Below are 21,375 nucleotides of genomic sequence, written 5' to 3' on the forward strand. Positions count from 1 at the left end.
GGTTTCGGTGGTCATTGCGTTAGGGAAACGCCCGGTTACATTCCGAACCCGGAAGCTAAGCCTTTCAGCGCCGATGGTACTGCAGGGGGGACCCTGTGGGAGAGTAGGACGCCGCCGAACAATCTTTCAAGGACCCTTGGTCCCAGCGTTCATGCTGGGGCCGAGGGTCCTTTTTTTGTTTTTCTCGAAGCGCGTCGGCCGGTTGGCTGAGCGAGAATGTCTGTGGTACCCGATGACAGGAGTCACACCCATGTCCACCAACTCTCCCGACGATCGTCCGGAGCGCGAGCCGCGTCGCCGGGACGACGGTGACAAGGGCGGCTTCCGTAGTGGTCGTGACGACCGGTCCAGCGCACCGCGCCGTGACAACGACCGTGGCGGACCCCGACGTGACGACAGCCGGCCCACAGGCGGCGGCACCGGTGGCAGCTCCGGTGGTGGTTTCCGTCGTGACGATCGTGCCCCGCGCCGTGACGACAGTCGGCCGACCGGTGGCAGCTCCGGTGGTGGCTTCCGCCGCGATGACAACCGTGGTGGCGGCAGCACGGGCGGTGGTTTCCGTCGTGATGACCGTGCCCCGCGCCGTGACGACAGTCGGCCGACCGGTGGCAGCTCCGGTGGTGGCTTCCGCCGCGATGACAACCGTGGTGGCGGCAGCACGGGCGGTGGTTTCCGTCGTGATGACCGTGCCCCGCGCCGTGACGACAGTCGGCCGACCGGTGGCAGCTCCGGTGGTGGCTTCCGCCGCGATGACAACCGTGGTGGCGGCAGCACGGGCGGTGGTTTCCGTCGTGATGACCGTGCCCCGCGCCGTGATGACGACCGTGGTGGGCGTCCGAGTGGTGGGTTCGAGCGTCGTGACGACCGTCCGCGTGGCCCCCGTCGCGATGACGACCGCCCCAGCAGCGGTGGTGGCTTCCGCCGCGACGACAGTCGGCCGACCGGTGGCAGCTCCGGTGGTGGCTTCCGCCGCGATGACAACCGTGGAGGTGGCAGCTCCGGTGGTGGTTTCCGCCGTGACGATCGTGCCCCCCGTCGTGATGACGACCGTGGCAGCCGTCCCAGCTTTGAGCGTCGTGACGATCGTGCCCCGCGCCGTGATGACGACCGTGGTGGGCGTCCGAGTGGTGGGTTCGAGCGTCGTGACGACCGTCCGCGTGGCCCCCGTCGCGATGACGACCGCCCCAGCAGCGGTGGTGGCTTCCGCCGCGACGACAACCGCGGTGGCGACCGTGACCGTGCCCCGCGCCGTGAGGACGACCGTGGTGGATACCGCGGTGGTCAGCGCGACGACCGCGGTGGGCGGTCCGGCGGCTTCGAGCGTCGTGACGACCGGGACCGTGAGCCGATCAAGCGGCTCCCCATTCCCGACGACGTCACCGGGCACGAGATCGACAAGGACGTTCGCCAGGAGCTGCTGAGCCTGCCGAAGACGCTCGCCGAGGACGTCGCCCGCAACCTCGTCATGGTGGCCAACCTGATCGACGAGGACCCCGAGCAGGCGTACGCGTACTCACGTATCGCGCTGCGGCTGGCCTCACGTGTGGCCGCTGTGCGTGAGGCCGCCGGTTTCGCCGCGTACGCCACGCAGAAGTACGCCGAGGCGCTGGCAGAGTTCCGCGCGTCGCGTCGGATGACCGGTTCCGTGGAGCTGTGGCCCGTCATGGCCGACTGCGAGCGCGGCCTCGGCCGGCCGGAGCGCGCGATGGCCATGGCCGGTGAGCCCGAGGTGCAGAAGCTCGACAAGGCCGGCCAGGTCGAGATGCGTCTCGTGGCCGCCGGAGCCCGTAGGGACATGGGGCAGATCGATGCCGCCATCGTCACGCTGCAGGGTCCCGAGCTCGCGTCGAGCGCCGTGCACTCCTGGACGCCGCGACTGCGTTACGCGTACGCGGACGCACTGCTCGAGGCCGGTCGTGAGGACGAGGCACGCGAGTGGTTCGGCAAGGCGCTGGAGGCCGACAAGGACGGTTCGACCGACGCGTCGGACCGGCTGGCCGAGCTGGACGGCGTCGAGTTCGTGGACGCGCTCGGTGAGGGCGACCACGAGACCGTCGAGGTTGTCGAGGCCGTGGACGCCGACGAGCCCGAGGCTGCGGACGACGAGGACGACGACCTCGATGAGGACGACGAGGACGACGACGAGGCCCCGAAGGTGTAACCGTTGGTGAAGTGAAGAGGGCGGCATCCCGGAAGGGGTGCCGCCCTCTTCTGTGTGTGGCGTCCGTCTGTGGCGCGGTCAGTCCAGGCCGAGGCTGCGCAGCACGATGCCCGTGGCGGGTTTGGGGCCGAACGAGGTCGACTTGCGGGGCATCGTGACGCCCTGCCTGGCCAGGTCACGTACCACCTCTTCCCGTACGGGATGGAGCAGTACGGCCGTGGCGCCATGGCGTTCGGCCTGCTCGACGGCGGCGGCGGTGTCATGGATGTACGCGATGTGTTCCGGGGTGTCGGGGATGTCCCAGACGTGGTCGAGCAGCGTGCAGTGCAGAACCGTCGCGTCCAGCGTCCGCCAGGCATCAGGGCGGTCGGCCGGCACCGTACGGGCCAGGAGCGCCTCGTCCGGGCGGTCGACCAGATGGAAGCGGCCGTCGCCCGCGAGCAGGAACGCGTTGCCTTCTGCCCTGGCCTCGGCGAGGGCGTCGAGCGCGCGGGGGAGCGGACCCCCGACGTCCCGCACGCGGAACAGGCCGTCCACGGCGGCGAGCGCCTCGGCCACCGGGAGCCTGTGCAGCAGACGGTGGATGGCGCGGACCTGGAGCGGATAGCGGGCCGTGTCGACGAGGAGGACCAGGCCGAAGTCCCAGGGCCCGGGCCGGGTCTGCTCCTGCTGGAGCCTGAGATACGTCGCCCAGCGGTGGTGACCGTCGGCGATCAGTGCCTGGTGGCGGGCGAGATCTGACTCGATCTCGTCCCTCTCCGCCGGGTCTGTGACGGCCCAGAGGCGGTGGCTGAACCCGTCCTCGGTCGTCGTGGCCAGGAGGGGCGGGCGCGCCACCACCCGCTCGATCACAGCCGTCGTGCCGGTACGCCGTCCGTCGCTCCGGTAGGTGAGCAGCAGCGGTTCCAGATGGGCCGCCGTCGTGCGCATCAGGTCGGCCCGGTCCTCGACGACATGGGCCATGACGTCCTCGTGCGGGAGCACGATGCCGTCGGCGGCGGGCGAGAGAGCCAGGGCGCCGATCAGGCCACGCTGGAGGATCTCGCTGTTGCGCTGCTCGTAGACGTACAGCGCGGGGGCCGGGTCCGGCGCGAGCACGCCCTCCGCGAGCCAGGCGTCGAGCGTCTCGGCCGCCTGCTGATGGCGGGCCGCGGCCGTGTCGGCCTGCGGCAGGATCAGCCGCACGATGTTGTGCGGGTCCGCGGACTCCAGGTGCTGGAGACCGTCGGGCCTGACGACGACGTCGTACGGCGGTGAGGTCACCGCGGCAAGGCTGCCGACCCGCTCGGGGACGTACCGAAGTCCACGGAACGGGATCAGTCGCAGCCCCTGTTCGGCGGGACCTGATGTGTTCATTTCTGCATCGTATGTGCGCTCCGCACTTGCGCGATGATCGGGGGACAGGCATGAATGAGGAGCGTAGGCATATGAGCCAGCAGTACAGGTCCCGGCCGCTCGGAAGCAGCGCGGCGCTGAGCGAGGCGTACGACACGGCCCTGCTCGATCTCGACGGGGTGGTGTACGCGGGCGGCCACGCCATCGTCCATGCCGTCGAGTCGCTGAGCACCGCGCGGGACGGCGGGATGCGTCTCGCCTATGTGACGAACAACGCGCTGCGGACGCCGGACGCGGTGGCGGAGCATCTGACCGAACTCGGTGTGCCCGCCGAGCCCGCCGATGTGATCACCTCCGCGCAGGCGGTGGCCAGGCTGATGGCGGATCAGCTGCCGTCCGGCGCGCGGGTGCTGGTGATCGGCGGGGAAGGGCTGCGGGTCGCGCTGCGCGAGCGGGGTCTGGTGCCGGTGGATTCGGCGGACGACGAGCCGGCGGCGGTGGCCCAGGGGTACGGGGGGCCGGACATGCCCTGGGGGCGGCTGGCCGAGGCGAGTTACGCGGTCGCCCGTGGGCTGCCCTGGTTCGCGTCCAACACCGACCTGACGATTCCGAGCGCCCGTGGCATCGCGCCCGGCAACGGCGCCGCGGTGGAGGTCGTACGGATCGCCACGGGCGCCGAGCCGCAGGTCGCCGGGAAGCCGTTGCCGCCGATGCACCGGGAGACCGTGCTGCGCACCGGGGCGGAGCGGCCGCTGGTCGTCGGGGACCGGCTGGACACGGACATCGAGGGAGCGTTCAACGGGGGCGTCGACTCGCTGCTCGTGCTCACCGGGGTGACGGACGCCGCCCAGCTGCTGGCCGCCGAGCCGCGCTACCGGCCGACGTATGTGGACCGGGACCTGCGGGGGATGCTCACCGGGCAGCCCGAGGTGGCGGTGGACGGCGACACAGTGCGCTGCGGTGGCTGGAGGGCCCGCGTGCGGGAGGACGAGCTGGTGCTGGAGGGCGAGGGCGACGAGCTCGACGGGCTGCGGGCGCTCTGCGGGGCGGCCTGGGCGTACGCCGGTGAAGGCTCGTGCGGTCTGGACGCGGGGAAGGTGCTTGCCAGGCTGGGGCTGTAGGACCCGTGAGGCCGGGGCCGGGGCCATGTGACCGGGGGAGATCGATCGACAGGAGGGTAGGCTAACCTAACTTTCTGTTGGCCGATGTGGCTCCCGACCGGCCGCGGGGCCGGCCGCCCCGCACATGACGCCCACCGACTCCGGGAGTACGACCATGCAGCGCCTCACCGCAGACTCGGTGACCCTCGGCTACGACCAGCGGGTCATCGCCGAGGACCTCTCGGTCGAGATACCCGACAACTCCTTCACGGTCATCGTCGGTCCCAACGCCTGTGGGAAGTCGACCCTGCTGCGTGCGCTGTCCCGGATGCTGAAGCCGAACCGTGGACAGGTCCTCCTGGACGGGCAGTCCATCCACGCGATGCCGGCCAAGAAGGTCGCGAAGCTGCTCGGGCTGCTGCCCCAGACCTCGATCGCACCGGACGGCATCACCGTCTCCGACCTCGTCGGGCGTGGCCGCTACCCGCACCAGGGTCTGCTGCGCCAGTGGTCCCCCGAGGACGAGCGGGTCGTCGTGGAGTCCATGGAGTCCACGGGCGTCGGCGAGCTGGCCGGTCGCTATGTCGACGAATTGTCCGGCGGGCAGCGCCAGCGTGTCTGGATCGCGATGGCGCTCGCTCAGCAGACCCCGCTGCTGCTGCTCGACGAGCCGACGACGTACCTCGACATCCAGCACCAGATCGACGTGCTCGACCTGTGCGCGGAGCTGCACGAGACCCGGGGGCGCACGCTCGTGGCCGTCCTGCACGACCTGAACCATGCCGCGCGGTACGCCACCCACCTCGTCGCGATGCGCGACGGCCGGATCGTCGCCGAGGGGCCGCCCACCGAGATCGTCACGGCGGAACTCGTCGAGGAGGTGTTCGGGATGCGCTGCCAGGTCATCGACGACCCCGAGACGGGCACGCCCCTCGTGGTCCCCGCCGCGCGGAAGGCCCGGGCGGGGCTCAAGGCCTGAGCCGGCGACCTAGAGCAGCGATCTGAGCTTCAGGAGGTCACGGAAACCGGCCTCCATACGGACCCGGCCCGAACCCCACGCCTTCGCGAAGTGCAGCTCGCCGTCCACCAGAGCCACCAGATCATCGCCGGACATGGCCAGGCGGATCTCGGCCTTCTCCCGGGGCGGCCCCTCGGCCGTGTCGTGCACCACGATCCGGCCGCCTCGCAGCCGCCCGGTGAAGGTGACATCGAGATCCCTGATGTGACAGCTCAGTGACCGGTCGAGGGCTGCGGCGGAGCGCACGTCCCCTTCGGCCCCGGTGAGGTTGTCGGAAAGTCTGCCGAGTGCGCTGCGGCACTCCTCCATGGTCGCCATATCGCCGTCGACGCTACCTCAGCCCTTCGGGGTAGCGTTTCGGCATGAGCGACGACTGGATGCCGGGGCCGGAGACGGCGCCCGGGAACACGCCCGAGGAACCGGAACCAGCTGCCCCGCCCTCCTTCGAGCCCGTGGCGCCCACGCCCCTCGGCGTCGTCCGCACCCCCACGGGCAGTGCTGAGGTGGACGCGCGGCTGGAGCGTCTGGCCGATGCGGACCACCTCGCGGCGGACGGGCACACCGAGGTGTACGAGGATGTACACCGTGGGCTGCGCGACGCGCTGACCGCACTGGACGCCCGGCCCGCACCCGCGCCGATGGCCCCGCACGACAACAGGAGCTGAACCGAACGTGGCAGGAGTGGCACGTCGCCGACTCGACGCCGAGCTGGTACGCCGTAATCTCGCCCGCTCTCGCGAGCACGCGACCCAGCTGATCGCGGCGGGGCGGGTGACCGTCGGCGGCAGCACGGCGACCAAGCCCGCCACGCAGGTCGAGACCAGCGCCGCGGTCGTCGTCACGAAGGACGACAGCGATCCGGAGTACGTCTCGCGCGGCGGGCACAAACTGGCCGGCGCGCTCGCCGCCTTCGTCCCTCTCGGGCTGACCGTGGAGGGGCGGCGGGCGCTGGACGCGGGGGCCTCGACCGGTGGCTTCACGGACGTACTGCTGCGGGCGGGAGCCGACCACGTCGTCGCCGTCGACGTCGGCTACGGGCAGCTCGCCTGGTCCTTGCAGTCCGATGAACGCGTCATCGTCAAGGACCGCACCAACGTACGCGAACTGACGTTGGAACAGATCGACGGGAAGCCGGTCGACCTGGTCGTCGGCGACCTGTCCTTCATCCCGCTGGGACTCGTGCTGCCCGCTCTCGCGCGCTGCGCCGCCCCCGACGCGGACCTGGTCCTCATGGTCAAGCCGCAGTTCGAGGTGGGCAAGGAACGGCTCGGCAGCGGCGGTGTGGTCCGCAGCCCCGAACTGCGGGCCGAAGCGGTACGGGAGGTGGCGCGGCGGGCCGGTCTGCTGGGCCTGGGGGTGCGCGGAGTGACGGCGAGTCCGCTGCCCGGCCCCTCGGGGAACGTCGAGTACTTTCTGTGGCTGCGGGCCGGAGCACCTGACCTGGATCCCGCGGATGTCGACCGTGCAGTGGCGGAGGGGCCTCGTTGACGACGAATACGGCACGAACAGTATTTCTTCTGGCGCACACCGGGAGGCCGGCCGCCATCCGCAGCGCCGAACTCGTCGTGCAGGGACTGCTGCGCAGCGGCCTCGGCGTGCGGGTGCTGGCCCATGAGGCGGCCGATCTTCCGCTGCCGCCCGCCGTGGAGATCGTCAGCGAGACCGGACCGGCGGCGGTCGACGGCTGTGAACTGCTCGTCGTCCTCGGCGGGGACGGCACACTGCTGCGCGGCGCCGAGATCTCCCGGGCCTCCGGGGTACCGATGCTCGGCGTCAACCTCGGCCGCGTCGGCTTCCTCGCCGAAGCCGAGCGCGACGACCTGGACCAGGTGGTGGAACGGGTCGTCACCCGCGCCTACCAGGTCGAGGAGCGGATGACGCTCGATGTCGTCGTGCACAGCAACGGTGACATCGTGCACACCGACTGGGCACTCAACGAGGCGGCCGTCCAGAAGGTGTCGGCGGACCGGATGCTGGAAGTCGTCCTGGAGATCGACGGCCGGCCCGTCACCGGGTTCGGCTGTGACGGGATCGTCTGTGCGACCCCGACCGGTTCGACGGCGTACGCGTTCTCGGCGGGCGGTCCCGTGGTCTGGCCCGAGGTCGAGGCCCTGCTCATGGTGCCGATCAGCGCCCACGCGCTGTTCGCCAAGCCCCTCGTGACCTCCCCGACCTCGGTGCTCGCCGTCGAGGTCCAGCCGCACACCCCGCACGGGGTGCTGTGGTGCGACGGGCGCAGGACCGTGGAGCTGCCCGCGGGCGCGCGGGTGGAGGTCCGGCGCGGTGCGGTGCCCGTACGGCTGGCCCGGCTGCACCAGGCGTCGTTCACCGACCGCCTCGTCGCCAAGTTCGCGCTGCCCGTTTCGGGGTGGCGGGGAGCGCCCCACTGATCGCCCGGATGCCCCGCGTCGGCACCGTCCGGGGCACCGGAGAGTGAACCGGGGACCGGGCCCCGTCGCACACCGGGCTCCGGACCTCGTAAGGTCGTGTCCGTGTTGGAGGAGATGCGGATACGGTCGCTCGGAGTCATCGACGACGCGGTGGTGGAGCTGTCACCCGGTTTCACCGCGGTGACGGGTGAGACCGGCGCGGGCAAGACCATGGTCGTCACCAGTCTGGGACTGCTGCTCGGCGGGCGCGCCGACCCCGCCCTGGTGCGGATCGGTGCCAAGGCCGCGGTCGTCGAGGGGCGGATCACTGTCGCTCCGGGTGACGCGGCCGCGCTGCGCGCCGAGGAGGCCGGGGCGGAGCTCGACGACGGCGCGCTGCTCATCAGCCGTACCGTTTCGGCCGAGGGGCGTTCCAGGGCCCATCTCGGCGGCAGATCCGTGCCCGTCGGAGTGCTGGCCGAGCTCGCCGACGAACTCGTCGCCGTACACGGCCAGACCGATCAGCAGGGGCTCCTCAAGCCCGCCCGCCAGCGACAGGCCCTCGACCGGTACGCGGGCGCCGGCGTCGACGGGCCCCACGCCACGTACATGGCCGCCTACCGGCGGCTGCGCACGGTCGCCACGGAACTCGACGAGCTGACCACGCGGGCCCGGGAACGGGCGCAGGAAGCCGATCTGCTGCGCTTCGGCCTCAACGAGGTCGCGGCGGTCGAACCGCTGCCGGGCGAGGACGTCGAACTCGCCGCCGAGGCGGAACGGCTCGGTCACGCCGACGCCCTCGCCTCCGCGGCGGCGCTCGCCCACGGAGCTCTCGCGGGCGACCCGGAGGACCAGGAAGGTGTCGACGCCACGACCGTGGTGGCGGCGGCCGGCCGGTCACTGGAGGCCGTCAGGGCCCACGATCCGGCGCTGGCCGGACTCGCGGACCGGATCGGGGAGATCTCCATCCTGCTGGCCGACGTGGCCGGTGAGCTGGCCGGGTACGCCGACCAGCTGGAGTCCGATCCGCTGCGGCTCGCCGCGGTCGAGGAGCGGCGCGCGGCACTCACCATGCTCACCCGCAAGTACGGCGAGGACGTCGCCGCGGTCCTGGCCTGGGCCGGGGACGGCGCCGCCCGGCTCACCGAGCTGGAGGGCGACGACGACCGGATCGGCGAGCTGACCGCGGAGCGCGACGCGCTGCGCGGCGAACTCTCCGTACTCGGGCAGGCGTTGACCGACGCCCGTACGGAGGCGGCGGAGCGTTTCGCCGAGGCCGTTACCGAGGAGCTGGCGTCGCTCGCGATGCCGCACGCCCGGGTCTCGTTCGCGATCAGGCAGACTCAGGCGCCGGACGAGGCGTCCGGTATCGACATCGGCGGGCGGAGCGTCCTCTACGGTCCCTCCGGCGCCGACGAGGTCGAACTCCTGCTGGCGCCGCACCCGGGCGCCCCGCCCCGGCCGATCGCCAAGGGCGCGTCGGGTGGTGAGCTGTCGCGCGTGATGCTGGCCGTCGAGGTGGTGTTCGCGGGGTCCGCGCCCGTCCCGACGTACCTCTTCGACGAGGTCGACGCGGGTGTGGGAGGCAAGGCGGCCGTCGAGGTCGGCCGGCGCCTGGCGAAGCTCGCCCGGTCGGCGCAGGTCGTGGTGGTGACCCACCTGCCCCAGGTGGCCGCCTTCGCGGACCGGCAGCTGCTGGTCGAGAAGACGGTCGACGGGTCGGTGACGAGGAGCGGTGTCACGGTCCTGGAGGGTGAGGACCGGGTGCGGGAGCTCTCGCGGATGCTCGCGGGCCAGGAGGACTCGGAAACCGCCCGCGCCCACGCCGAGGAGCTGCTCGCCTCGGCAAGGGCGGACAGGTAGGGCGGGCGCACCCTTGCCGCCCCGGCAAGGGTGCGCCATTCGTCTCACCCGTTCGGGTGAGGCCGTGTGCCCGGTTGTCACCGGGCACACGGCGACAAGGCACCGACGGTCCCGGAACGTGCGTACGGACTGGCATCCTTGGCGCTGTACGTACCGCCGACTCGGGAGCCCCGGGAGCCATCCAACGTGTCACAGCTGCATACGGTCCAAGTCCTCGGCGGGGGCAGTGCGGGCAGCAGTGCGCACGTCAGCTCGCTCTCCGCGGGACTCGTGGCCAGGGGCGTGCGGGTCACGGTCTGCGCACCGGCCGAGCTGGGCGGCGCCTACGACTTCCCCGCCACCGGAGCACGTCTCACGCCGGTGCCCCGGCGCAGTGACCCTTCCGCCGTCGCCGCCCTGCGCGCCGCCTGCGCGGACGCCGACGTCGTCCACGCCCATGGACTGCACGCGGCGGTACGGGCCGGGCTCGCGCTCAGCGGGCGGCGCACGCCGCTGGTCCTGACCTGGCACACCCGGTCCCATGCCGAGGGTGCCCGGCGCAGACTGCTGCGGCTCCTGGAGCGAAGGGCCGTCCGTGCGGCGGCCGTTGTCCTCGGCACCTCATCGGATCTGGTCGACCGTGCCCGCAGGCGCGGCGCGCGCGACGCCCGGCTCGCGCAGGTCGCGATGCCGCCCGCCCGGTTCGCGGCCGGTGTGCACGACGGCAAGGCGAGGGCCGAACTCGGCGCGGTGGAGCGGCCGTTGCTGATGTCCGTGGGCAGCCTCGTGCCCGCCCACGGATACGGCACACTGCTGGACGCCGCACGCAGGTGGCGGGAACTGGACCCCATGCCCCTGCTGGTCATCGCGGGGGAGGGGCCGGGCCGGGCGGGCCTGCAGCGCAGGATCAGGGACGAGCAGCTGCCCGTCAGCCTCATCGGCTGCCGGGAGGACATCGGTGAACTCCTCGCCGCCGCCGACGTGGCGATCGTCTCCAGCCGTTGGGAAGCCCGGTCGCTGCTGGCGCAGGAGGCGTTGCGGCTCGGTGTTCCGCTGGTCGCCACCGCGGTCGGGGGAACACCCGAACTCGTGGGTGACGCCGCCGAACTGGTCCCGTACGGCAACGCCGAAGCGCTCGCCCGGGCCGTGAGCGGGCTGCTCGGCGACCCGGAGCGACGGGAGCGACTCGCGGCCGCCGGGCCCGTGCAGGCCGCCGGCTGGCCCACCGAGGACGACACGATCGCGCAAGTGCTCGCCGTGTACGACGAGTTGGCTCAGCCGCGCCTGGTCGGCCCGCACTGAACGGCGGGACGGTTCCTTACGCGGCGTGACGGCGCGCGCGCAGGGCCAGGCTGAGGGCCAGCACCGTCTGCGGATCGTCCAGGTCGGTGCCGAGCAGTTCCCCGATGCGGGCCAGCCTGTTGTAGAGCGTCTGCCGGTTCAGATGCAGTTCGCGGGCGGTCTCCGCCTTGCGGCCCGCATGAGCGAGATACGCCTCCAGCGTCGGCAGGAGCGCGGGCCGCGAGGTGCGGTCGTGGTTCTGCAGCGGGCCGATCGCCCGGTCGACGAAGGCCGCCAGATCCGGATGGTCCCGCAGGCGCCACAGCAGCAGATCGATGTCCAGGCGCCGGGCGTCGTACCACGGACGGTCGCTGAGCCCCTGCGCCGCGGCCGCCGTCTCCGCCGCGTGCCGCAGCCCCGCTCCGGCCGCCGCCCAGCCGCCCGCCACACCCACCACCACGACCGGCGGGTGCGAGCCCGCGCGCTCCAGGCCGGCGCGTTCCACACCCGCCCGCAGGGCCGCGGCGACCCGGTCGGCCACCGCCGTGCGTTCGGTCTCCGAGCGCAGCCCCAACAGAAGCGGAACCCTGCCCTCCACCGGCCGGACGCCGAGCAGCACGGGCACGCCCACCGACGACAGCTCCTCCAGGACCGCACGGGCGAGCAGCGCCCAGTTGCCCGAGGGCGAGAGCTCGGGCGCCAGGCGCATCACCACGGGCAGCAGCGGCGCCTCGCCCGGCCTGAAGCCGAGGACCTTCGCCTGGGCGGGCGCGTCCTCCGCGGTGATCCGGCCCTCGGCGAGGTCGGTGAGGAAGTCTCCGCGGCCGCGTGCCGCCAGTTCCTCCTCCTGGCGCGCCTGCATCAGGACGACGGCGATGAGGCCGGCGGCCCGCTCGGCCGCCATCCGGTGCACCGGCACCAGCGGCCCGTCCACGGCCAGCAGCACCAGCCTGGCCCGCACCGAACCGGCCCCCGCTCCACCGCCCGGCACATCCACCAGCAGCGCGCCCGTGGGCGGCGTCTCACGGGCCGTGCGACCGCCGCGCATCCCGTCCCAGACCTGGAGCGGGTCCGCGCTTCCCGAGCGGGTCGCGGTGCCCGCCGCGTACAGCAGCTGGCCGTCGGCGGTCTCCAGGAAGACGGGGTTGGCGGTGAAGTCCGCCAGGATGCCGAGCACCTGAGGGACCCCGCCGCCGCCCAGCAGCGCGTGGGTGCAGCGCCTGTGGACCTCCTCGGCCTGCTGGAGCAGGGCGTAGTGCCCGTTGACGATCTCGGTGTGGACCTCCTCGGTCACCGCCACGAACGGCACCTCGCGGTGCAGCTGCACGAGCGGCAGCCCGGCCGCCCGCGCGGCGTCCACGATCGAGGCGGGCAGCCGGCTGAAGCGCGGCCCGAGCTCCACGACCAGAGCGGCTATCCCCCGGTCGGCGAGACGGCGGACGAAGGCCCGCTGCTCGGCGGGCCGCGTACCGAGCCCGAGACCGGTGGTGAGCAGCAGCTCGCCGCCCTTGAGGAGCGAGGCGATGTTCGGCACCTCACCGGCGTGCACCCAGCGCACCGTACGGTTCAGCCGGTCCGCGCCGGCCACCACCTCGGGGAGCCCGCCGCGCAGCCCGGGGAGTTCCAGAGCGCGCTGGACGGTAATTCCGCCTTGGGTCTCCACTGACTGCGGCCTCACGCTTCCACTCGGGTCCGACGGGCTGTCGTCCTGACCAGGAAGCTACCGGGCGAAGGGGGCCGTGAACATCGACGGGGAGCCGCCGCCGGAAGCGGGGCGCACACCGGCTGGACAACTCGTCGCGCGCGCGGCCGGTTTGCCCGTCGTTCTGTCAGTGTGCCGTGCGTCACACCTGGGCGGAGCGCCACGAGCCGAACGGCCCGCCGGAGAGATCCGGCGGGCCGTCGCGGTGGATCAGGCCTGGCGGCCCGCGCACTCAGCCGACGTACGCCCCGCTCGCCGTCAGCCGCAGGGCCGTGTCGATCAGCGGCACGTGACTGAACGCCTGCGGGAAGTTGCCCACCTGGCGCTGGAGACGCGAGTCCCACTCCTCGGCTAGCAGCCCCAGGTCGTTGCGGAGCGAGAGCAGCTTCTCGAAGAGCCTGCGTGCCTCGTCGACCCGCCCGATCATGGCCAGGTCGTCCGCCAGCCAGAACGAACACGCCAGGAACGCGCCCTCGTCGCCCTCCAGGCCGTCCACACCCGCGTTCGCGCCCGCCGTCGGGTAGCGCAGGACGAAACCGTCCTCCGTGGACAGTTCGCGCTGGATCGCCTCGATCGTGCCGATGACCCGCTTGTCGTCCGGAGGCAGGAAACCCATCTGCGGGATGAGCAGAAGGGACGCGTCCAGTTCCTTCGAGCCGTAGGACTGCGTGAAGGTGTTGCGCTCGGGGTCGTAGCCCCGCTCGCAGACGGCGCGGTGGATCTCGTCGCGCAGGTCACGCCAGCGCTCCAGCGGCCCGTCGGTGTCCCCGGACTCGATCAGCTTGATCGTGCGGTCGACCGCGACCCAGGCCATCACCTTGGAGTGCACGAAGTGGCGGCGCGGGCCGCGCACCTCCCAGATGCCCTCGTCGGGCTCGTCCCAGTGCTTCTCCAGGTACTCGATCAGCTTGAGCTGGAGCCCCACCGCGTAGTCGTTGCGGGTCAGGCCCGTCATGTGCGCCAGGTGCAGCGCCTCGGTGACCTCGCCGTACACGTCGAGCTGGAGCTGACCCGCCGCGCCGTTGCCGACGCGGACCGGGCCGGAGTTCTCGTAACCGGGCAGCCAGTCCAGCTCCGCCTCGCCCAGCTCCCGCTCGCCCGCGATCCCGTACATGATCTGCAGGTTCTCCGGGTCGCCCGCGACGGCCCGCAGCAGCCATTCGCGCCAGGCCCGGGCCTCCTCGCGGTAGCCGGTGCGCAGCAGCGAGGACAGGGTGATCGCCGCGTCACGCAGCCAGGTGTAGCGGTAGTCCCAGTTCCGTACGCCCCCGATCTCCTCCGGCAGGGAGGTCGTCGGGGCCGCCACGATGCCGCCGGTCGGCGCGTACGTCAGAGCCTTGAGCGTGATCAGGGAGCGGACCACGGCCTCCCGGTAGGGCCCGTGGTACGTGCACTGGTCGACCCATTCGCGCCAGAAGAGCTCCGTCGCCTCCAGCGACCCCTCCGGGTCGGGGAGAGCGGGGGGCTCGCGGTGCGAGGGCTGCCAGCTGATCGTGAGCGCGACCCGGTCACCCGGTCCCACGGTGAAGTCGGAGTACGTCGTCAGGTTCTTGCCGTAGGTCTCGGCCGGGGTGTCCAGCCAGACGGAGTCGGGACCGGCGACGGCGACCGTACGTCCGTCGACCTTGTGCACCCAGGGTGTGACCCGGCCGTAGCTGAACCGCATGCGCAGTTCCGAGCGCATCGGCACCCGGCCGCTCACCCCCTCCACGATCCGGATCAGCTGCGGCGCGCCGTCACGTGGTGGCATGAAATCGGTCACGCGGACGGTGCCGCGCGGCGTGTCCCACTCCGATTCCAGGATGAGGGAGTCCCCTCGGTAGCGGCGACGGTCCGCGTGGGGCGGTGTCGTCTCCGCGCCGGTCGTCGGAGCCAGACGCCAGAAGCCGTGCTCCTCCGTGCCCAGCAGTCCTGCGAAGACGGCGTGTGAATCGAAGCGGGGAAGGCACAGCCAGTCGGCTGTGCCGTCCCGGCAGACCAGGGCAGCGGTCTGCATGTCTCCGATGAGTGCGTAATCCTCGATGCGCCCGGCCACGTGCGTCTCCAGTCGAACGGCCATGTCGCCCCGGGGGGCGCTTACTGCGGGTGGGCCTTGTGTAGAAGAACCGATGAGATCTTCGCACCGGCTGAGCGGGCGCGTGGTGCCGCCGACCGGTCAACTCGGCAGCGAGTGTCCGAGCAGGATACGACGCGAAAGGATGATCCGCGCGACGGTCTTGACAACGCTCCTGAGCTGAATGGGTGGGACGTGAAGCGAGTGCGGTCATCCTGTGGTGCCGCTGTGACGGAGTGTGGCCGGAAGCAGCCTCTCGCTGTCGCTGTTACCCTGGTAGCCCGTGGACCGGTGGTCGTTCCCGACAGTGGACGAGGCCCCCGAACCGCAGCGACGGCACCTCCGGAACCCCCGGTACGGCACGCCGGTACGCACCTCACGATCGCGACCACGGGAGCCCCCTTTGGCTATGCAGCCCACATCCACGACGACCAAGCACATCTTCGTCACCGGGGGTGTCGCCTCCTCCCTCGGCAAGGGTCTGACTGCCTCCAGCCTGGGTGCACTGCTCAAGGCACGGGGCCTGCGGGTCACCATGCAGAAGCTCGACCCCTATCTCAATGTCGACCCGGGCACGATGAACCCCTTCCAGCACGGCGAGGTGTTCGTCACCAACGACGGCGCCGAGACCGACCTGGACATCGGCCACTACGAGCGCTTCCTCGACGTCGACCTCGACGGCTCGGCCAACGTCACGACCGGCCAGGTCTACTCGCAGGTCATCGCCAAGGAGCGGCGGGGTGAGTACCTCGGCGACACCGTCCAGGTCATCCCGCACATCACCAACGAGATCAAGCACCGCATCCGCCGCATGGCGACCGACGACGTCGACGTCGTCATCACCGAGGTCGGCGGCACGGTCGGTGACATCGAGTCGCTGCCGTTCCTGGAGACCGTCCGCCAGGTCCGCCACGAGGTCGGCCGGGACAACGTCTTCGTCGTCCACATCTCGCTGCTGCCCTACATCGGGCCGTCCGGCGAGCTGAAGACGAAGCCCACCCAGCACTCCGTCGCGGCCCTGCGCAACATCGGTATCCAGCCGGACGCCATCGTGCTGCGCGCCGACCGCGAGGTCCCGACCGCCATCAAGCGCAAGATCTCGCTGATGTGCGACGTCGACGAGACCGCCGTGGTGGCCTGCCCCGACGCCCGTTCCATCTACGACATCCCCAAGGTGCTCCACACCGAGGGCCTGGACGCCTATGTCGTGCGCAAGCTCGACCTGCCGTTCCGCGATGTCGACTGGACGACGTGGGACGACCTGCTGGACCGTGTCCACAACCCCGACCACGAGATCACCGTCGCACTGGTCGGCAAGTACATCGACCTGCCCGACGCGTACCTCTCCGTCACCGAGGCCATCCGGGCCGGCGGTTTCGCCAACAGGGCCCGCGTCCAGGTCAAGTGGGTCGCGTCCGACGACTGCAAGACCCCGGCCGGTGCCGCGAAGCAGCTCGCCGACGTCGACGCGATCTGCGTCCCCGGCGGCTTCGGTGACCGCGGTGTCAACGGCAAGATCGGCGCCATCCAGTACGCCCGTGAGAACAAGGTGCCGTTGCTCGGCCTCTGCCTCGGTCTCCAGTGCATCGTGATCGAGGCGGCGCGCAACCTCGCCGAGATCCCCGACGCCAACTCCACCGAGTTCGACGCCGCCACCTCCCACCCCGTCATCTCGACGATGGAGGAGCAGCTCGCTTACGTCGAGGGCGCGGGTGACCTGGGCGGCACCATGCGCCTGGGCCTGTACCCGGCGAAGCTCGCCGAGGGTTCCGTCGTCCGTGAGGCGTACGCCGACCAGCCCTACGTGGAGGAGCGTCACCGCCACCGCTACGAGGTCAACAACTCCTACCGCGCCGAGCTGGAGAAGAAGGCCGGTCTGGTCTTCTCCGGAACCTCCCCGGACAACAAGCTCGTCGAGTTCGTCGAGTACCCGCGCGAGGTCCACCCCTACCTGGTCGCCACTCAGGCGCACCCGGAGCTCACCTCCCGCCCGACCCGCCCGCACCCGCTCTTCGCGGGCCTGGTGAAGGCGGCCGTGGAGCGCAAGACGGCCAAGTAGTCAGCAGGGGATACGGTTGGCCGGGGTACGCGTCCGCACGGACGCGTACCCCGGTTTCTGTTTGTTCGTGGAAGGACGTAGATGGGTTTCCAGGACACGCCGGAGGAGTGGCAGGTCACCGCGACCGCAACGCCCTTCACCGGCAAGAAGACCAGCATGCGGACCGACGACGTCGTCATGCCCGACGGCACTGTCGCCCGGCGCGACTACCAGGTCCACCCCGGCTCCGTCGCGGTCCTCGCGCTCGACGAGGACGGCAGCGTCCTCGTCCTGCGGCAGTACCGGCACCCCGTGCGCCACAAGCTCTGGGAGATCCCGGCAGGGCTGCTCGACGTCCCCGGTGAGAACCCCTTGCACGCCGCCCAGCGCGAGCTGTACGAGGAGGCGCACGTCAAGGCCGAGGACTGGCGGGTGCTGACGGACGTCTACACCACCCCGGGCGGCTGCGACGAAGCCGTGCGCGTCTTCCTGGCCCGGGGCCTCTCCGAGGTGGTGGGCGAACGCTTCGAGGTCGCCGAGGAGGAGGCCGACATGGAGCTGGCACGGGTGCCGCTCCAGGACCTCGTACGGGGTGTACTCGCCGGGGACCTGCACAACAGCTGTCTGGTCGTGGGCGTCCTCTCGCTCACCGCGGTGCTCGGTGGCGAAGGTGCGGATTCCCTGCGTCCGGCCGAAGCTCCGTGGCCGGCCAGGCCGTTCGAGGCCTGACGGCCCGTCCGGCGCCTCCTGCCGTGAAGCCGCCCTCGGTCGGACAGTCGTAAGAAACGCTGATCCGATCGGGGGACTTGTCCGCCGCGCTCCACCGTGATCGTCCACAGCCCTGAACTACGCTCGGGAAGCCCCGACCGGAGTTCCGGCGGGCACCGCGTGCAGCGAAGTGGAGCGTGGCTCGTGACCGATCAGGCGGTGGACACCAGCGGCCCGGCAGGAGCAGCGGGGACCGAGGAGCCGTCCGGTACCGTCCCACCCCAAATCTTCGGGTTCTTCGGGCGGGAACGCGAGTTGAAGGAGCTCCGGGCCGATATCGAGCGGGCCGGGCTGGACACGCTGGCGGGGCGGGGGAGTGTCCGGGCGAGGGTGCTGCTGATCGCCGGCCGGCCTGGTGCGGGCCGCAGCGCGCTGGCCGCCGAACTCGCCCGACGGCTCGCCGGTTCCCCTTCCGCTTCGGGTTCCGGTACCGGTTCCGGTTCCGGTCCGGCCCCTTCGGGTGACTATCCCGATGGTGTGCTGCGGGTCGGGCTCACCGATCCGGACGGACACCGGGTCCCCACCGAACGTACCGCCCGGGACATCCTGGACCTGCTCGGTATGACCGGCCCGCCCGGCGCCGACGAGGACGAGCTCTCCGAGATGGTCCGTGAGGCCCTCGCCGTACGCCGGGTGCTGCTTCTGCTCGACGACGCCGTGGACGCGGAACAGGTCGACCCGCTCCTGCCCGACAACCCGGACTGCCTGGTCGTGGCCACCGCGACGGGGCCGCTCACCGGAATCCCGGGCGTGCGGCCCTGCACCATCGGCGGCCTGGACGCGGGCTCCGCCGTGCAGTTGCTCGGCCGGATGATCGGCCAGGTCCGCATCACCGTCGATCCGCGCACCGCCGAGACGCTCGCCGAGGAGTGCGGCGGGCAGCCGGCCGCGCTCGTCCTGGTCGGCGGCTGGCTCGCCGCCCATCCCTACGCGTCCGTGGCCGATGTCACCAAGCAGGTGCGCGAACTGCCGGACGACGTGGAGCGGTCCACCGGCGCCCGGCCGCTGGCCCGTGCGTTCCGGCTGGTCTACGAGTCCCTGCCGCAGGCAGCCGCCCGGATACTGCGCCTGCTCGCCCTCGCGCCCGCCGGGCTCGCCGACGCCCACACCGCTTCGGCACTCGCCGGCTGTTCCGTATCGGCGGCCCAGTCGACGCTGGACGACTTCGTCGGTCTCGGCCTGCTGCGTACGAACGGTGCCGCTCTGCCCCAGTACGAGGTGCCCGGCTGTCTGGCGCCGATGCTGCGCGCGCTCCTGGAGGAACGGGACAGGCCGGCCGAGATCCAGCTGGCCAGGGCCCGGATGCTGGAGCGGACCGTGCGGCAGCTCCAGTCCTGCCGGGCGGTCACCGATCCGGAGGACTCCCCGTCCCAGCGGAAGCTGGCCGGACTGCCGAGGTCCCTGCGGTTCTCCCACACGGAGTCGGCCGCCGCCTGGCTGCGGATGCGCCAGCCCGCCCTGCTCGCCTCGGCCAGGATCGCGGTCGAGGACGGTGAGCTGGACACCCTGGCCAGGAGGCTGGTGGCCGCGCTCGTACGGGCACTGGCCGTGCACCGCGGAACCGAGGAGGCGGCGCCGGAGCTGTACGGGCTGCACCGGCTGGTCCTCGATGTCGCCGAACGCCGCGATCTGCCGCGCGAGAAGGCCGCGGCTCTGCTCAACCTCGCCGACCTGGACGCCCGGACCGGCCGCACGCAGGACGCGATCACCCGCTACCGGGCCGCGCTGGACGCCGGACGCGAGGCGAAGGACCTGTACGCGACCGGCCGTGCGATGGAATCCGTAGGCGGGGCGTACGCCGAGCTCGGGGACTACCACCGGGCCTCCGACTGGTACGGCAGGGCGCTCGCGCAGCGGCTCAGCCAGGGTGAGCGGGCCGACGAGGCGCGGCTGTACGGACGCCTCGGCGCCGTCCACACGTATGCCGGGCGGTACGGCGAGGCCCTGCGGAACTGGCGGGCCGCAGCGGCCGGGCACCGCAGGCTCGGGGACGTGCCCGCCCAGGCGCGGGCGCTCAGTGAGGCCGCACGGGTGCAGGAGTACGCGGGCCGCCCGCAGGAGTCGCTCCACACCTGCCGGGAAGCGGTGGAGCTGGCGCGGCAGGCGCAGGACGTACGGCTCCAGGCGGCGCTCCAGCTCAGACTGGCCGACACGCTGGACCGGCTGGGAGACCCCGCGGCCGCGGGGCTGCACCGGGGTGCGGCCGACAGATTGCTGGGTGAGGAGGGTTCTGCCTACGAAATCCGTAGCGCTTCGGCAGAAAGTTAATGCTTTGTAAGGCTAGACAGCGCGAAGTCCTTCATTAGACTGGCTCCCGCCGCGTGTCACTGCGGTGTCTCCATTTATGCTGGGTGTATCCGGGTATCCACCGCTATGCCCGGACCCCCTCCGAGCCAAGGACCGTGATCGACGTGAAGGTCGGCATCCCCCGCGAAGTCAAGAACAACGAGTTCCGGGTGGCGATCACCCCCGCCGGAGTGCATGAGCTCGCCCGCCATGGCCACCAGGTCCTGGTCGAGCGGAACGCCGGCGCCGGTTCGTCCATCACGGACGAGGAGTACGTCGCCGCCGGAGCGCAGATCCTGGCCACGGCCGACGAGGTCTGGGCCGCCGCCGACCTGCTGCTCAAGGTGAAGGAGCCGGTCGCCGAGGAGTACCACCGCCTCCGCAAGGGCCAGACGCTCTTCACCTACCTGCACCTCGCCGCCTCCCGCGCGTGCACGGACGCGCTGCTCGCGTCGGGTACCACGGCCATCGCGTACGAGACGGTGGAGACAGCCAACCGCGCGCTGCCGCTGCTCGCCCCCATGTCCGAGGTCGCGGGCCGGCTGGCCCCGCAGGTCGGCGCGTACCACCTGATGCGCTCGGTCGGCGGCCGCGGTGTGCTGCCCGGCGGCGTCCCCGGCACCGCCGCGGGCGAGGCCGTCGTCATCGGCGGTGGCGTCTCCGGCTGGAACGCCACGCAGATCGCCGTCGGCCTGGGCTTCCACGTCACGCTGCTCGACCGCGACATCAACAAGCTCCGCGAGGCCGACAAGATCTTCGGCACCAGGGTGCAGACGGTCGTCTCCAACGCCTTCGAACTGGAGAAGGCGGTCGTCGAGGCGGACCTCGTCATCGGCGCCGTTCTGATCCCCGGAGCGAAGGCCCCGAAGCTGGTCACCAACGAGCTCGTCGCCAAGATGAAGCCCGGAAGTGTACTTGTCGACATTGCAATCGATCAGGGTGGCTGCTTCGAGGACTCGCACCCGACGACGCACGCCGAGCCGATCTTCAGGGTCCACAACTCGGTCTTCTATTGCGTGGCCAACATGCCGGGCGCGGTGCCGAACACCTCCACGTACGCGCTCACCAACGCCACGCTCCCGTACATCGTGGAGCTCGCGAACCGGGGCTGGGTCGAGGCCCTGCGCCGTGACGCCGCGCTCGCCAAGGGGCTCAACACCCATGATGGGCAGGTCGTTTACCGCGAGGTGGCGGAGGCGCACGGCCTCGACCACGTCGAGCTGAGCTCGCTTCTGGGCTGACGGGTCAACGCTCCCGTCAACCTCACGCGTCCGGCCGGACCTTGCCGAGCAAGGTCCGGCCGGACGCATGTCCGGGTGCTGCGAGGCGCCCGTACAACTCGCCTCGAACGTAACCCTTTACCCGTTTCGTGCCCTCGTGAAATGTGCGGCTTGTTCTCCGTGCGCCCTTGACAGAGGGGTG

16 protein-coding genes and 1 rRNA gene are annotated in these 21,375 nt (G+C 71.5%); 13 read left to right on the forward strand and 4 right to left on the reverse strand.

The window, feature by feature from the left end:
* Positions 1 to 3: 3 nt before the first annotated feature.
* Together rrf and F0344_RS29340 are read left to right on the forward strand one after the other, a co-directional pair.
* Positions 4 to 120: ribosomal RNA gene (gene rrf / locus F0344_RS29335) — 5S ribosomal RNA — on the forward strand.
* A 1,297-nt stretch (positions 121 to 1,417) separates the two neighbouring features.
* Positions 1,418 to 2,161: a tetratricopeptide repeat protein gene (locus F0344_RS29340; RefSeq protein ID WP_185302950.1), complete on the forward strand. Its 744-nt coding sequence runs from the start codon at positions 1,418 to 1,420 to the stop codon at positions 2,159 to 2,161.
* Between the two features lie 78 nt (positions 2,162 to 2,239).
* Here F0344_RS29340 and F0344_RS29345 read toward each other — a convergent pair whose 3' ends face one another.
* On the reverse strand, positions 2,240 to 3,517 hold the full coding sequence (locus F0344_RS29345) for a DUF1015 domain-containing protein (RefSeq protein WP_185301634.1): 1,278 nt from the start codon (positions 3,515 to 3,517) through the stop codon (positions 2,240 to 2,242).
* Between the two features lie 71 nt (positions 3,518 to 3,588).
* Between F0344_RS29345 and F0344_RS29350 the strand changes: the two genes are divergently transcribed.
* The gene (locus F0344_RS29350; RefSeq protein WP_185301635.1) at positions 3,589 to 4,617 is read left to right on the forward strand and encodes an HAD hydrolase-like protein; all 1,029 of its coding nucleotides are present in this window, start codon (positions 3,589 to 3,591) and stop codon (positions 4,615 to 4,617) included.
* A 154-nt stretch (positions 4,618 to 4,771) separates the two neighbouring features.
* Positions 4,772 to 5,575: an ABC transporter ATP-binding protein gene (locus F0344_RS29355; RefSeq protein ID WP_185301636.1), complete on the forward strand. Its 804-nt coding sequence runs from the start codon at positions 4,772 to 4,774 to the stop codon at positions 5,573 to 5,575.
* Between the two features lie 9 nt (positions 5,576 to 5,584).
* Here the strand turns inward: F0344_RS29355 and F0344_RS29360 are convergent, their stop codons facing one another.
* A complete protein-coding gene (locus F0344_RS29360) occupies positions 5,585 to 5,932 on the reverse strand; it encodes a sterol-binding protein (protein WP_185301637.1) in 348 nt (115 codons plus the stop codon).
* Positions 5,933 to 5,976: 44 nt separating this feature from the next.
* On the opposite strand from F0344_RS29360, the gene F0344_RS29365 reads away from it, so the two are divergent.
* From F0344_RS29365 to F0344_RS29385, 5 genes are all read left to right on the forward strand, one after another.
* Positions 5,977 to 6,279 carry a hypothetical protein gene (locus F0344_RS29365; protein ID WP_374940127.1) on the forward strand — a complete coding sequence of 101 codons (303 nt, stop codon included), beginning with the start codon at positions 5,977 to 5,979 and terminating at the stop codon, positions 6,277 to 6,279.
* A 7-nt stretch (positions 6,280 to 6,286) separates the two neighbouring features.
* The gene (locus F0344_RS29370; RefSeq protein ID WP_185301638.1) at positions 6,287 to 7,102 is read left to right on the forward strand and encodes a TlyA family RNA methyltransferase; all 816 of its coding nucleotides are present in this window, start codon (positions 6,287 to 6,289) and stop codon (positions 7,100 to 7,102) included.
* Positions 7,099 to 8,004, forward strand: coding sequence for an NAD kinase (locus F0344_RS29375; protein WP_185301639.1), 906 nt, complete (start codon positions 7,099 to 7,101; stop codon positions 8,002 to 8,004). The genes F0344_RS29370 and F0344_RS29375 overlap by 4 nt, the downstream gene beginning before the upstream one ends.
* Positions 8,005 to 8,100: 96 nt before the next feature.
* The gene (gene recN, locus F0344_RS29380) at positions 8,101 to 9,846 is read left to right on the forward strand and encodes a DNA repair protein RecN (protein ID WP_185301640.1); all 1,746 of its coding nucleotides are present in this window, start codon (positions 8,101 to 8,103) and stop codon (positions 9,844 to 9,846) included.
* Between the two features lie 186 nt (positions 9,847 to 10,032).
* Positions 10,033 to 11,127: a glycosyltransferase family 4 protein gene (locus tag F0344_RS29385; RefSeq protein WP_185301641.1), complete on the forward strand. Its 1,095-nt coding sequence runs from the start codon at positions 10,033 to 10,035 to the stop codon at positions 11,125 to 11,127.
* Between the two features lie 16 nt (positions 11,128 to 11,143).
* Here the strand turns inward: F0344_RS29385 and F0344_RS29390 are convergent, their stop codons facing one another.
* Both F0344_RS29390 and F0344_RS29395 read right to left on the reverse strand, forming a co-directional pair.
* Positions 11,144 to 12,769 carry a PucR family transcriptional regulator gene (locus F0344_RS29390; protein ID WP_185302952.1) on the reverse strand — a complete coding sequence of 542 codons (1,626 nt, stop codon included), beginning with the start codon at positions 12,767 to 12,769 and terminating at the stop codon, positions 11,144 to 11,146.
* 271 nt (positions 12,770 to 13,040) lie between these two features.
* The gene (locus tag F0344_RS29395; RefSeq protein ID WP_185302953.1) at positions 13,041 to 14,843 is read right to left on the reverse strand and encodes a glycoside hydrolase family 15 protein; all 1,803 of its coding nucleotides are present in this window, start codon (positions 14,841 to 14,843) and stop codon (positions 13,041 to 13,043) included.
* Between the two features lie 427 nt (positions 14,844 to 15,270).
* On the opposite strand from F0344_RS29395, the gene F0344_RS29400 reads away from it, so the two are divergent.
* From F0344_RS29400 to ald, 4 genes are all read left to right on the forward strand, one after another.
* Positions 15,271 to 16,920 carry a CTP synthase gene (locus F0344_RS29400; RefSeq protein ID WP_185301642.1) on the forward strand — a complete coding sequence of 550 codons (1,650 nt, stop codon included), beginning with the start codon at positions 15,271 to 15,273 and terminating at the stop codon, positions 16,918 to 16,920.
* Between the two features lie 81 nt (positions 16,921 to 17,001).
* On the forward strand, positions 17,002 to 17,628 hold the full coding sequence (locus F0344_RS29405) for an NUDIX domain-containing protein (RefSeq protein WP_185301643.1): 627 nt from the start codon (positions 17,002 to 17,004) through the stop codon (positions 17,626 to 17,628).
* 183 nt (positions 17,629 to 17,811) lie between these two features.
* Positions 17,812 to 19,935, forward strand: coding sequence for a tetratricopeptide repeat protein (locus tag F0344_RS29410; RefSeq protein ID WP_185301644.1), 2,124 nt, complete (start codon positions 17,812 to 17,814; stop codon positions 19,933 to 19,935).
* Positions 19,936 to 20,078: 143 nt separating this feature from the next.
* Positions 20,079 to 21,194 carry an alanine dehydrogenase gene (ald, locus tag F0344_RS29415; protein ID WP_185302954.1) on the forward strand — a complete coding sequence of 372 codons (1,116 nt, stop codon included), beginning with the start codon at positions 20,079 to 20,081 and terminating at the stop codon, positions 21,192 to 21,194.
* Positions 21,195 to 21,375: the final 181 nt, after the last annotated feature.

It is taken from the genome of Streptomyces finlayi (genome assembly GCF_014216315.1).
In the GTDB taxonomy this organism is placed as follows: domain Bacteria; phylum Actinomycetota; class Actinomycetes; order Streptomycetales; family Streptomycetaceae; genus Streptomyces; species Streptomyces finlayi_A.

What these genes read in the sequence shown, in the direction of transcription:
- F0344_RS29360 (WP_185301637.1), bottom strand. Translation starts at nt 5,932, where the DNA reads ATGGCGACCATGGAGGAGTGCCGCAGCGCACTCGGCAGACTTTCCGAC.
- F0344_RS29405 (WP_185301643.1), top strand. Translation starts at nt 17,002, where the DNA reads ATGGGTTTCCAGGACACGCCGGAGGAGTGGCAGGTCACCGCGACCGCA.
- F0344_RS29355 (WP_185301636.1), top strand. Translation starts at nt 4,772, where the DNA reads ATGCAGCGCCTCACCGCAGACTCGGTGACCCTCGGCTACGACCAGCGG.
- F0344_RS29400 (WP_185301642.1), top strand. Translation starts at nt 15,271, where the DNA reads ATGCAGCCCACATCCACGACGACCAAGCACATCTTCGTCACCGGGGGT.
- F0344_RS29350 (WP_185301635.1), top strand. Translation starts at nt 3,589, where the DNA reads ATGAGCCAGCAGTACAGGTCCCGGCCGCTCGGAAGCAGCGCGGCGCTG.
- F0344_RS29365 (WP_374940127.1), top strand. Translation starts at nt 5,977, where the DNA reads ATGAGCGACGACTGGATGCCGGGGCCGGAGACGGCGCCCGGGAACACG.
- F0344_RS29345 (WP_185301634.1), bottom strand. Translation starts at nt 3,517, where the DNA reads ATGAACACATCAGGTCCCGCCGAACAGGGGCTGCGACTGATCCCGTTC.